This window comes from Halomonas sp. BC04, from assembly GCF_000568385.1.
Window position 1 is genome coordinate 1 of the sequence record NZ_AZQX01000417.1, and the last position, 11695, is coordinate 11695.

7 protein-coding genes, 1 tRNA gene and 4 pseudogenes are annotated in these 11695 nt (G+C 64.7%); 4 read left to right on the plus strand and 8 right to left on the minus strand.

Going from position 1 to position 11695, the window contains the following annotated elements; translation table 11 throughout:
• Window positions 1-234 precede the first annotated feature (234 nt).
• Entirely contained in the window at window positions 235-1533 is a 1299-nt protein-coding gene (locus Q427_RS27600; protein WP_043518778.1) for a M18 family aminopeptidase, read from the plus strand.
• 69 nt (window positions 1534-1602) lie between these two features.
• Here Q427_RS27600 and Q427_RS27605 read toward each other — a convergent pair.
• The 8 genes and pseudogenes from Q427_RS27605 to Q427_RS27640 all read right to left on the minus strand — a co-directional run bounded on the left by Q427_RS27605 (window position 1603) and on the right by Q427_RS27640 (window position 8632).
• Window positions 1603-1676, minus strand: a tRNA-Met gene (locus Q427_RS27605).
• 54 nt (window positions 1677-1730) lie between these two features.
• Window positions 1731-2822, minus strand: coding sequence for a redox-regulated ATPase YchF (gene ychF, locus Q427_RS27610; protein WP_043518779.1), 1092 nt, complete (start codon window positions 2820-2822; stop codon window positions 1731-1733).
• A gap of 39 nt (window positions 2823-2861) precedes the next feature.
• Window positions 2862-3445, minus strand: a pseudogene (gene pth / locus Q427_RS27615) (aminoacyl-tRNA hydrolase).
• A gap of 83 nt (window positions 3446-3528) precedes the next feature.
• Entirely contained in the window at window positions 3529-4173 is a 645-nt protein-coding gene (locus Q427_RS27620) for a 50S ribosomal protein L25/general stress protein Ctc (RefSeq protein ID WP_043518780.1), read from the minus strand.
• A 137-nt stretch (window positions 4174-4310) separates the two neighbouring features.
• Window positions 4311-5251, minus strand: a pseudogene (locus Q427_RS27625) (ribose-phosphate pyrophosphokinase).
• 99 nt (window positions 5252-5350) lie between these two features.
• The gene (gene ispE, locus Q427_RS27630) at window positions 5351-6202 is read right to left on the minus strand and encodes a 4-(cytidine 5'-diphospho)-2-C-methyl-D-erythritol kinase (RefSeq protein ID WP_043518782.1); all 852 of its coding nucleotides are present in this window, start codon (window positions 6200-6202) and stop codon (window positions 5351-5353) included.
• Window positions 6203-6205: 3 nt separating this feature from the next.
• Window positions 6206-6825: pseudogene (gene lolB, locus Q427_RS27635) on the minus strand (lipoprotein insertase outer membrane protein LolB).
• A gap of 52 nt (window positions 6826-6877) precedes the next feature.
• The gene (locus Q427_RS27640; RefSeq protein WP_043518787.1) at window positions 6878-8632 is read right to left on the minus strand and encodes a tetratricopeptide repeat protein; all 1755 of its coding nucleotides are present in this window, start codon (window positions 8630-8632) and stop codon (window positions 6878-6880) included.
• A 233-nt stretch (window positions 8633-8865) separates the two neighbouring features.
• Between Q427_RS27640 and hemA the strand changes: the two are divergent.
• From hemA to Q427_RS27655, 3 genes and pseudogenes are all read left to right on the plus strand, one after another.
• Window positions 8866-10130: pseudogene (hemA, locus tag Q427_RS27645) on the plus strand (glutamyl-tRNA reductase).
• Between the two features lie 11 nt (window positions 10131-10141).
• A complete protein-coding gene (gene prfA, locus Q427_RS27650; protein ID WP_043518784.1) occupies window positions 10142-11230 on the plus strand; it encodes a peptide chain release factor 1 in 1089 nt (362 codons plus the stop codon).
• Window positions 11230-11695: N5-glutamine methyltransferase family protein (locus tag Q427_RS27655; protein WP_043518785.1), on the plus strand; the 466-nt coding region annotated here is incomplete at its 3' end. The genes prfA and Q427_RS27655, both read left to right, overlap by 1 nt.

An 11695-nucleotide genomic window follows, 5' to 3' on the forward strand; every position in this document is an offset into this window, starting at 1 on the left:
TGGCGCTGGGATTCGCTGGGCTGGATCTGCGCCAGCGCCACATTGCCGGTCAGCAATACAAGGGCCAGCAGTATGGCTGAGTGCCGAATAACGGCTAGCAGGCTCATCAATGAAGCACTCCCGATTTCGTGTAAACTTCCTTCCTAGACACGCGCAAGGCTTGCGAGTTGCAAAGGACGATGCGGTATTGTAGCAGCTGTCTCGTCAACCACAGACCCCCTGAAGAGGATTCTCATGTCTCAGGAAGCCCGTCTTGAGCGTCTGCTCGACTTTCTGCAACGCTCGCCCACTCCCTGGCACGCCGTATCGGTCATGGCCGAGCGGCTCGAGGCCGCAGGTTTCCGTCGACTGCATGAGGCACACCCCTGGGAATTGACGGCCGGGGAACGGTTCTATGTCACCCGCAACGACTCCTCCATCATTGCCATGCAGCTGCCCCGGGAGGGGCTCGACGCCCTGCGCATGATCGGGGCCCATACCGATAGTCCCGGGCTGCGGCTCAAGCCCAATGCCGCCCAGACCTCATCGGCCGGCTGGCTGCAGCTGGGTGTCGAGCTTTATGGCGGGGCGTTACTGGCTCCCTGGTTCGATCGTGACCTGGGCCTGGCGGGGCGTGTCCATCTACGCCAGCCAGATGGCCGGCTGGAGGGGCGGCTGTTGCACGTGGAGCGACCCGTGGCAACCATCCCCAGCCTGGCGATCCACCTGGATCGTGAAGCCAACAACGGACGTGAACTGAATGCCCAGACCCAGATGGCGCCGGTCTTCCTCCAGGGGGGCGACAAGGCCGACTTCACGCGGCTGCTGCTGGAGTGGCTCGATGCCCAGCACGACGTCGGGGACGCCGAAATTCTCGACTTCGAACTGGCGCTCTTCGATACCCAGCCGCCGGCACGGGTGGGGGTGAAGGGCGAACTGATCGCCAGTGCCCGGCTGGATAACCTGCTCTCCTGTTTCATCGGACTGGAGGCATTGCTCGAATCGGATGGGGCCCAGGGTGTCGTGCTGGTTTCCAACGATCACGAGGAGGTCGGCAGTGCCAGCGCCTGCGGGGCCCAGGGTCCCTTCCTGGGCGATGTCCTGCGGCGAGTCAATGCCCAGCTCGGCGAGGTGGGCGACGAGGGTTTTATCCGGCTGATCCAGGCCTCGCGGATGATCTCCTGCGACAACGCGCACGCCCTGCATCCCAACTTCCTCGACAAGCATGACGAGGCTCACGGGCCGTCACTGAACGGCGGGCCGGTGATCAAGGTCAATGCCAATCAGCGCTATGCCACGAACAGTGCCACCTCGGCGCTCTTCCGTGACCTGTGCCGCGAGGCCGGGGTGCCGGTCCAGACCTTCGCCACCCGCGCCGACATGGGCTGTGGCAGTACCATCGGGCCGATTACCGCCACCGAACTGGGGGTGCCCACGCTGGATGTCGGCGTCCCCCAGTGGGCCATGCACTCGATTCGCGAGACCGCAGGCGCCCAGGACGTGGAATACCTGACGCGGGCGCTGGTTGCCTTCTGTAATCGCGCCGAGTTTTGACATCTATAGCGCTGTGATGTGACTGACACGAAAAACCCGGCGCCAATGGCGCCGGGTTTCTTGAATGCTTGGTGCTACGCCTGATTCGAACAGGGGACCCCATCATTATGAGTGATGTGCTCTAACCAGCTGAGCTACGTAGCCATTCAACGGGGGCGAAGTTTACGGACTCGCCCCTGCCAGGTCAAGGGTTGTGGTTACACATTGAAGCGGAAGTGGATCACGTCCCCGTCCTGGACGACATACTCCTTGCCCTCCAGGCGCCATTTTCCGGCATCCTTGGCGCCCTGCTCGCCGCCCAGGGTGACGAAGTCGTCATAGGCGATGACCTCGGCACGGATGAAGCCCTTCTGGAAGTCAGTATGAATGACGCCGGCGGCTTCCGGGGCGGTGGCGCCCACCTTGACCGTCCAGGCCCGCACTTCCTTCACTCCGGCGGTGAAATAGGTCTGCAGGCCGAGCAGGTCGTAGCCGGCGCGAATCACCCGGTCGAGCCCCGGCTCCTCCATGCCCATCTCGTCGAGGAACATGGCGCGCTCCTCGTCTTCCAGCTCGGCGATCTCCGCCTCCAGCTGGTTGCACACCGGTACCACCACGGCGCCTTCCTCGGCGGCGATTTCACGAACCACGTCGAGATAGGGGTTGTCCTCGAAGCCGTCCTCGTTGACGTTGGCGATGTACATGGTCGGCTTGAGCGTCAGGAAGCCGAAGCTCTTGAGCTGACGCTGCTCGTCATCATCGAGCCCGAAGCTCCGCAGTGGCTGGCCTTCCGCCAGATGAGGCTGGATGCGCTCCAGAATGGCCTTGGTGGCGATGGCTTCCTTGTCGCCGCCCTTGGCGACACGCACCAGGCGCTGGATGGCGCGTTCCACGGTGTCCAGGTCGGCCAGGGCCAGCTCCATGTTGATGATCTCGATATCGGCCCGCGGGTCGACCTGGTTGGCCACGTGGATGACGTTATCGTTGTCGAAACAACGCACCACGTGAGCGATGGCCTGGGTCTCGCGGATATTGGCCAGGAACTTGTTGCCCAGGCCCTCGCCCTTGGAAGCGCCCGCCACCAGGCCGGCAATGTCCACGAACTCCATGGTGGTGGGCAGCACCTTCTGCGGCTTGACGATGCCCGCCAGCACATCGAGGCGTGGGTCCGGCATCGGTACGATGCCGACATTGGGCTCGATGGTGCAGAAGGGAAAGTTCTCGGCATCGATGCCGGACTTGGTGAGGGCGTTGAAGAGGGTGGATTTGCCGACGTTGGGCAGGCCGACGATACCGCAGTTGAAACCCATGATGATGTCCTGAAAGTGATGGCGAAAAAGGCGCTGGGGTCAGCCCTTGAAGCTGTGCAGCCGGCTCATGGCACGGGCCCAGTCTCCGGTGATGGCCAGCGGCAGGGTAGCCAGGCATTCGCTGATGGCGCCGCCGATGGCAGCGAGCTCGGCCTTGCCGGGTCGGCCCAGTACGTAATTGGTGACCTGGCGTGAATCGCCGGGATGTCCGATGCCGATGCGCAGTCGATGGAAGCTCTTGTCGTTACCCAGTGCGCTGATGATATCGCGCAGGCCGTTGTGTCCGCCGTGACCGCCGCCCTGCTTGTAGCGGGCCGCGCCAGGCGGAATGTCCAGTTCGTCGTGGGCTACCAGCAGTTCGTCGGGGGCGATCTTGTAGAACTGGCACAAGGCCGCCACGGCGGCGCCGCTGCGGTTCATGAAGGTCGAGGGTTCGAGCAGATGCAGGTCCTGCCCATCGAGCCTCACCTTGCATAGAGGCCCAGGAATTTCTTTTCCGGACGCAGTTCGGTACCGGCCTGGCGTGCCAGGATCTCCACCAGCCAGGCGCCGGCATTGTGACGGGTCTCTGAATAGTCGTCACCGGGATTGCCCAGCCCGATGATCGCTTTCACCTGGGGCATGCGGGGTCTCCAAAAAAAACAAGCGCCGCAGCGCTTGGTCGAGTCGGGAAGGGGCCGCCGCAGGGCGGCCCCGACAGGGCCGGTTACTCGGCCGCGCCTTCGCCTTCCTCGCCTTCACCTTCCTCGCCGTCGGCATCACCACCGCGTACCTTGGGCTTGCTGATGGTCAGCACGGCGTTGTCGTGGTCGGCGCCGTGGGAGAGCTCGACCAGGCTCACACCGGCCGGCACCTTGAGGTCTGAGAGGTGCAGGGTGGTGCCAAGCGCGATCTCGGAGATGTCGACTTCCAGGAAGTCGGGAATGTCCTTGGGCAGGCAGCTGATCTCGATCTCGTTGGAGAGTACGTGCAGCTCACCACCTTCGTCCTTGATGCCCTTGGATGTCTCCTCGCCCACGACATGCAGCGGCACGCGGATGGTGATCTCGTGGGTGGCATCCACGCGCAGGAAGTCGGCGTGGGTGACCAGCGGCTTGTATGGGTGGCGCTGGAGGTCACGAACGACGACTTGCTGCTTCTTGCCGTCGACGACGAGGTTGAGCACCGAGGAGAAGAAGGTTTCGTCTTCGATGGCCTTGTAGAAGGCGGCCTTCTCGACGGAGATCGGCTCAGGTGCCTGCTCGCCACCATAGATGATGGCCGGCACCTGGAGGTTCTCACGACGCAGGCGGCGGCTCGCACCTTTCCCCAGGTCGTTGCGAACGCTGGCATTGAGAGTGAAATCGGACATTGATGTTGCCTCTTGCTTGAGATAAGGAAATCACGGCAGCCCGCGACCTGGCTGTCGTGCTTCCGAAAGCCCCGTGGGGGCACTTTTCCGACGCCGTGTTCTTACTGAAAGTCGCTCTTGCTGAAAGTCGCTGGGACTCAGTGGAACATGGCGCTGACGGATTCTTCATTGCTGACGCGACGGATCGCCTCGGCGATCAGACCGGCCACGCTGAGCTGGCGGATCTTGCCACTGCGGCGAGCCACGTCAGACAGCGGTATGGTATCGGTGACGACCACCTCGTCGAGCACCGAGCCGGCGATGTTCTCTACTGCCGGACCCGATAGGATCGGGTGGGTGGCGTAGGCCACGACACGGCGAGCACCATGAGACTTGAGTGCTTCGCCGGCCTTGCATAAGGTGCCGGCGGTATCGATCATGTCATCGACCACCACGCAGGTACGGTTCTCGATCTCGCCGATGATGTGCATTACCTGGGCCTGGTTGGCCTGGGGGCGGCGCTTGTCGATGATGGCGAGATCGGCATTGAGCTGCTTGGCGATGGCACGGGCGCGGACCACGCCGCCCACGTCGGGGGAGACCACCACCAGATCATCGTAGTTCTGGCGTTCGATGTCGTCGAGCAGGATCGGTGAACCGTAGACGTTGTCTACCGGTACGTCGAAGAAGCCTGGATCTGGTCGGCATGCAGGTCCATGGTCATGACCCGGTCGACACCGGCCTTGACCATCATGTCGGCGACTACCTTGGCGGAAATCGGCACGCGAGCGGAGCGGACACGGCGATCCTGGCGAGCGTAGCCGAAGTAAGGCACCACGGCGGTGATTCGCGTGGCGGAGGCCCGGCGCAGGGCATCAACCATGAGAATGAGCTCGAGCAGGTTGTCGTTGGTCGGCGCGCAGGTGGACTGCAGGATGAACACGTCCTTGCCGCGAACGTTCTCGTTGATCTCGACCGCGATCTCGCCGTCGCTGAACTGCCCGACCGTGGCATTACCCATACGGGTGTCCAGACTCTCGGCGATCTTCTGGGCGAGTTCGGGATTGGCATTCCCGGCAAAAACCATCAATTTTGACACGCGCATCCACCTATGCAGTGTTGGGGGGCTCTCGGGACTCATCGGCTCGGCACCTCGTCCGCAGCGTCGAATAGTTCGTGACCCAGGCAGGCATCACGATCAGCGGCCCAGAGCAGCATGTAGCGGGGAGAGGTTGAGGCCGCGTGCAATGAATGCCGTGAAGCGGCTGGGCAGGTCGGCCACGATGCGCTTCGCCTCGGCTTCGGTCTCTACCTGGGCGAAGACACAGGCGCCGGTTCCCGTCAGCATGGTCGGTGCGCGCCTGCCCAGCCAGTCAATCGCTTCCGCCACCGGCGGATAGAGTGACCGGACCGTCGGCTCGCAGTCATTGTGCCAACTGGGCGCTCCCCCCTGCAGTGCGCGCGCCATGGTAATCGGGGGGGTATCACGTGTCAATTGCGCAGCGCCGAACACCGCCGCCGTGGCGACGGCGACACCCGGGTGAAGCACCACGAACCAGGGGGTGTCCAGGGTCACCGGCGTCAATTGTTCGCCGATGCCTTCAGCCCAGGCAGAACGGCCACGCACGAAGACCGGCACATCGGCACCCAGCGACAGGCCCAGGGAGGCCAGGCGATCCTGGCCAAGGCCCAGGCCCCATAGCCGATCTAGCCCCAGCAGCGTCGTGGCGGCGTCGGAACTGCCGCCGCCCAGGCCGCCGCCCATGGGCAGGCGCTTGGTCAGGTGGATGTCGGCGCCAAGGCGGCAGCCGGTTTCGGCCTGCAACAGCCTGGCCGCTCGCACGATGAGGTTCTCCTCGGCACGGATGTCGCCCATGATCGGCGACAGGGTGATGCGGTCATCGTCGCGGCGGGACAGCTGCAGGGTGTCGCCGTAACCGAGAAACTGGAATAGCGTCTGCAGCTCATGGTAGCCGTCTTCTCGACGGCCGACGATGTGCAGCATCCGATTGAGCTTGGCCGGTGCCGGCAGCTTCAGCGTCGCCGTCATGGGTCAGTCGTCGAGGACGGGGCGCCAATCGGTGACCACCAGAGTCACGCGCAAGTCGCCGTACTCCATGGTCATGCGGCGGGGCAACCACAGCGCTTCGACCAGGGTCCAGTCGCGGTAGTCGATCTCCCAGCCGTCCTGTTCCAGGCGTTGGGGGAAGCCGAGTTCATCATGGTCCATCTGGTATTGGCTGTGCTCTGCCGGCAAGCCGCGGATCCAGTCGGAGAGCGAGCTGACCGGCAGCGTCCAGCCCAGCTGCTGTTGCAGTAGTGCCTCGGGGGTCTCGGCTTCGAAACGCCCTTCGGAAGTGGTCAGCGAGAAGCGGCCTTCGCGACCCTCCAGCGTGTTGCGGCCGCTGCCGAAGGGGCCGCTGATCAGGATCCGATAGTAGTGGGGGTGCTGGCTCCAGTCGAGGTTGGCGCTGGTGTTCTCCTGGGGGGTGCGAAGCCCGGCCTTGCCGGCCAGCATCCAGGTGTCCAGGGCCTCGAGGCGTTCCTGCTGGGCTTCCCACTGGCCTGCTGCACGATCGGAGTCAGGGGCCGGCATGGGGCGGCGCAGCCGGCCAGCAGCATCAAGGCCAGGCTCGAGAGCAGTAGTCGCAGGGCATTGGCGTGGTGCGTCATGGCAGTGTCTCGTCAGCGGGTGCGTGGCGGGGAAGTCGATTAGTGGTAGCGATCAGGGTGCCAATTCGGGAATGCGTTCGAGCAGGTCATCGATCACGGGATGTTCGTCGAAGCGTTGCAGTGCCTCGTCGATCAGGGAGCGGGCGTCGTCGTGGCGCTCCAGAACCCACAGCACTTCGGCGAGATGGGCGGCAATCTCCTGGTCGGGCATGGCGGCGTAGGCCCGCTCCAGCCAGGGCAGGGCGCGTTCCGGGTCGCCGAGACGGAAGTAGACCCAGCCGAGGCTATCCATGATAGCGCCACTTCCCGGTTCTAGCTCATGGGCCCGCTCGATCAGATCCCGGGCTTCCTCCAGTCGCCCCTCGATGTTCAGGTCGGCCAGGGTATAACCCAGTGCATTGAGGGCCGTGGCGTTGTCGGGGTTGCGCTCGATGATGCGAGTCAGGTCGCGCTCCATGGCCTCGATATCGCCTTCGGACCAGGCCCGCATGGCGCGCAGGTAGAGCAGTTGCTCGTCGTTGGGGGTGCGTGCCACTTCCAGGTCGAGCAGGGCGTCGGCTTCTGCCGTCATGCCGGCTTCGTCCAGCAGCTCGACCTCGAGCATGACCAGATCGTTGAAGTGGTCCTCGTGGCGCAGTCGTTCGATGCGCAGGAAGGCGCGTGCATCCAGCAGGCGATCATCCTCGATCAACATCCGGGCGGCACGCAGGCGGGCCCTCAGGAAGTCGCCGCCCGTCGCGACCTGCCGGTAATAGAGGAGCGCATTGTCGACTTCACCCTCCTGTTCGGCAATGGCGCCGAGCAGGTAGAACGCCGTGGGCGGAGGCTGGTCGCTGCTCACCAGGGGGAGCAGCAGGCGGCGGGCGGCCTCAAGGTGTCCGTCCTCGAGGAACAGGCCGGCCAGGGTCGTGCGGAGCTCCTGGTTGCCCTCATGTTCGTCGAGCAGGGCGTCGGCGTGTGCCTCAGCGGCGGCCACATTGCCAAGCTGCAGTTCGGTCTGGGTCAGCAGCAGCAGGAAGCGGGGGTCATCTGGCGAGATTTCCAGGCCGCGGCGGGCAGCGTCCCGAGCCTTGGTGGTATTGCCGTCATCCAGCGCCAGGCGAGCCCGGGTCATCCATAGTGCCGGCAGTTCCGAATGATCACGGGCCAGGGTATCCAGGCGCGCCTCTGCGCGGTGTGATTGCCCTGTGGCAGCCTCGAGCATGGCCATGGCCAGTACCGAATCATGGTGGTGGGCATGCTCGCTGGCGCCGGGCCGGCTGAGGTGCTCGCTCATCCGCTCGCGCAGGGGGTGGGGAGGGACCCCGGCATCCAGCGCCAGCTCCATGAACAGGGTGAGCTCTCCATGGGCGCCCTGTTCGACCAGCAGCAGGCGTTTCTCGAGTGCGCCTACCCAGTCGCCGCGCTGCAGGGCAAGTCCCGCCAGCAGGCGTAGCGGCGCCTCTGCCCTCGGCGAGAGCAGGTGCCACTGCTCTACCGCCTCCTCCAGCAGCAGGGGGTCATTGCTGAAGCGAGCCGCCAGGGTGGCGCGCTCGGCCAGTTCCGCGACCTGGTAGCGCTCGGCCATCGACAGGTAGCCGCGGGTGGCCCGGCGATAGTCGCCGCGCTGACCGGAGAGTTCTGCCACCAGCAGGGTCGAGAGACCCTCGGCATCCAGCCCCCGCTCGATGGGGGGAGCCGAGTCGAGCGGGTCGTCATGGGCCGGCATCAAGTGGGTCAGTGGCATGCTTTGGCAGCCGGTCAGCAGGGCGGCGAGACCAAGGGTTGCCAGTCCATGGCGGATGAAGCGTGTCTGAGTCGGGGGCATGCGTATCTCGTCCAGGATGCCAGCTGCCAGCATACCGACTCGGGACCGGTGGGCAAAGGGATCGACGCCATTGTCGGTCCTGGCGCGTGAAACGCCCCTCCCTTGTCGTGCGTCAATTGTCGCCTTTGTGTACATGGCGCCGAGCATGGAAGGCTGTGGTAGAATGCAGCGCCACCAGAGGTGGATTTTCCTGTTCCGTACCGCCTGACGACATCACGCGAAGACGCTTACGCATGACGCTCCTTGCCCTTGGCATCAACCACAAGACAGCCACCGTCGCGGTACGCGAGCGGGTTGCCTTTACGCCGACTCAACTGGAGTCGCGCTCGGCGAGCTGCGCGGTGTCCCGGAGGTGCGGGAAGCCGCCGTGCTGTCGACCTGCAACCGCACCGAGCTCTATTGCGTCACCGACACCAGCGGTGAACGGCTGATTCTCGACTGGCTGAGCCATTTCCATGGGCTTCCGGTGGATGACCTGACCTCCTGTGCCTATCACTACCATGACAATGACGCTGCTCGTCATTTGATGCGGGTGGCCGTTGGGCTGGACTCGATGGTGCTGGGTGAGCCGCAGATACTCGGCCAGCTCAAGGAGGCCTACCAGTCGGCGCGTCTGGCCAGTGGGCTCGGCGGCGAGCTGGAACTGCTGTTCCAGCATACCTTTTCGGTGGCCAAGCAGGTGCGCACGCGCACCGGGATCGGCCAGAACCCGGTCTCGGTCGCCTATGCGGCGGTCAGTCTGGCCAGCCGGATATTCGACGACTTCGGCCGCTCCCGTGCGCTGTTGATCGGTGCGGGCGAAACCATCGAGCTGGTGGCACGTCACCTGCGTGAGGCGGGCGTGCGTAATATGATCGTTGCCAATCGTACCCGTGAGCGTGCCGAGGTGCTGGCCCGGGAGTTCAATGCAGAGGCGATCTCCCTGAGCGAGATTCCGGATGCCCTGGTGCGCTCGGATATCGTCATCTCGTCCACCGCGGCCCCGCTGCCGATTCTCGGCAAGGGTATGGCCGAGCGGGCACTGAAGAAGCGTCGCCACCGGCCGATCTTCATGGTCGATATCGCCGTGCCGCGGGACATCGAGCCGGAAGTCGGTGACCTGGACGATGTCTTCCTCTATACCGTGGATGATCTCAACGAGGTGATCCAGGAGAATCGGCGGCACCGGCAGGCTGCGGCCGACCAGGCCGAGTCGTTGATCGAGCATGGCGTCAGTGTCTGGCTCCATGAGCGTCGTATTCGCGGCGGCGGGGAGCTGATCCGGCGCTATCGAGGCCAGGCCGCCGAGCTGCGCCGACATTCTGAGCAGCAGGCAATGGCTCGGCTGGCTCGTGGCGAGGACCCGGAAGAGGTGGTTCGCATTCTCGCCCATCAGCTCACCAACCGTATGCTGCATCGGCCAACGGTCGCACTGCGTGAAGCCTCTGGCAGCGAGCGACGCGACCTGCTGGCCGCCGCCGAAGCGCTGCTGCTTGATCCCTCATCAATAAAACCCTGACAGGAAACGCCATGAAAGCGACCCTGCGCCAGCGACTCGATACCTTCGTCGAGCGCTTCGAGGAGCTCGCCGCCCTGCTGGCGGAGCCCGAGGTGATTACCGACCAGGCACGGTTTCGCGACTACTCCCGGGAATACGCCGAGCTTGAAGCGCTCGTCGATGCCTGGCGTGACTACCGGCATGCCGAAGGGGAGCTGGAAGATGCCGCTCACCTCGCCGGCGACAACGATGCCGACATGCGCGAGCTGGCCGAGCTCGAGATGGCAGAGGGGCGCGAGCGGCTGGCGGAGCTGGAGGTTCGACTCAAGCAGCTGCTGGTGCCCCGTGACCCGGATGACGGTCGCAACGTCTTTCTCGAGGTGCGTGCGGGTACCGGTGGCGACGAGGCGGCGCTGTTCGCCGGTGACCTGTTCCGCATGTACTCGCGCTACGCCGAGAAGCGTGGCTGGAAAGTCGAAGTGGTCAGCGCCAGTCACGGTGAGCAGGGTGGCTACAAGGAGATCATCTCGCGAATCAAGGGAGAGGGGGTCTATGCCCGCCTCAAGTTCGAGTCCGGCGCGCACCGGGTGCAACGGGTGCCGGCCACGGAATCCCAGGGCCGTATCCATACCTCTGCCTGTACGGTGGCCGTGATGCCCGAGGCTGACACCGTGGGTGATGTGGAGATCAATCCGGCGGACCTGCGCGTGGACACCTTCCGCTCCAGCGGAGCCGGGGGGCAGCACGTCAATACCACCGATTCGGCCATTCGCCTCACCCACCTGCCGACCGGCGTGGTGGTCGAATGCCAGGAGGAGCGTAGCCAGCACAAGAACCGCGCCAAGGCGATGTCGCTGCTGGCCGCCAGGCTCAAGCAGAGCGCCCAGGACAGTCAGCGCCGGGAGCAGGCCGATACGCGCCGTTCGCTGGTGGGGTCGGGGGATCGCAGCGAGCGAATCCGCACCTATAACTTTCCCCAGGGACGCCTGACGGATCATCGTATCAACCTAACCCTCTACAAGCTGGGCGAAGTGATGGGGGGCGAACTCGATGAAGTCATCGAGCCGTTGATTCACGAGCATCAGGCCGAGCAACTTGCGGCCTTGCAGCAGGAGGGTTGATGGATATCGACAGCCTGTTGGGCCGTGCAACGGAGCGGCTTGCCCAGGCGGGCTCGGCCAGCCCGCGCCTTGATGCCGAGGTACTGCTGGGCCACGTGCTGGGTGTCGACCGTACCTGGCTCTATACCTGGGGTGACAGGGCGGCCCCGGTGTATGAGCGCGCCCGGTTCGAGGCGCTGGTAGCAGCTCGGGCCGAGGGGAACCCCGTCGCCTACCTGATCGGTGAGCGTGAGTTCTGGGGGCTGGCGCTCACCACCTCGCCGCAGACCCTGATCCCGCGCCCCGATACCGAGACCCTGGTGGAGGTAGCGCTGGAGCTGGCTCCCGCTACCGGGGGGCGATTGCTGGACCTGGGTACCGGAACCGGCGCAATAGCCCTGGCCTTTGCCAGTGAGCGACCCGGCTGGCAGGTAGTCGGCATCGATCGAGTTGAAGCGGCGGCGGCGCTCGCCACGGCCAATGCCG

Excerpts from the sequence above, each read along its gene's own strand:
- Q427_RS27600 (WP_043518778.1), top strand. The coding sequence starts at position 235 with ATGTCTCAGGAAGCCCGTCTTGAGCGTCTGCTCGACTTTCTGCAACGC.
- ychF (WP_043518779.1), bottom strand. The coding sequence starts at position 2,822 with ATGGGTTTCAACTGCGGTATCGTCGGCCTGCCCAACGTCGGCAAATCC.
- Q427_RS27620 (WP_043518780.1), bottom strand. The coding sequence starts at position 4,173 with ATGTCCGATTTCACTCTCAATGCCAGCGTTCGCAACGACCTGGGGAAA.
- ispE (WP_043518782.1), bottom strand. The coding sequence starts at position 6,202 with ATGACGGCGACGCTGAAGCTGCCGGCACCGGCCAAGCTCAATCGGATG.
- Q427_RS27640 (WP_043518787.1), bottom strand. The coding sequence starts at position 8,632 with ATGCCCCCGACTCAGACACGCTTCATCCGCCATGGACTGGCAACCCTT.
- prfA (WP_043518784.1), top strand. The coding sequence starts at position 10,142 with ATGAAAGCGACCCTGCGCCAGCGACTCGATACCTTCGTCGAGCGCTTC.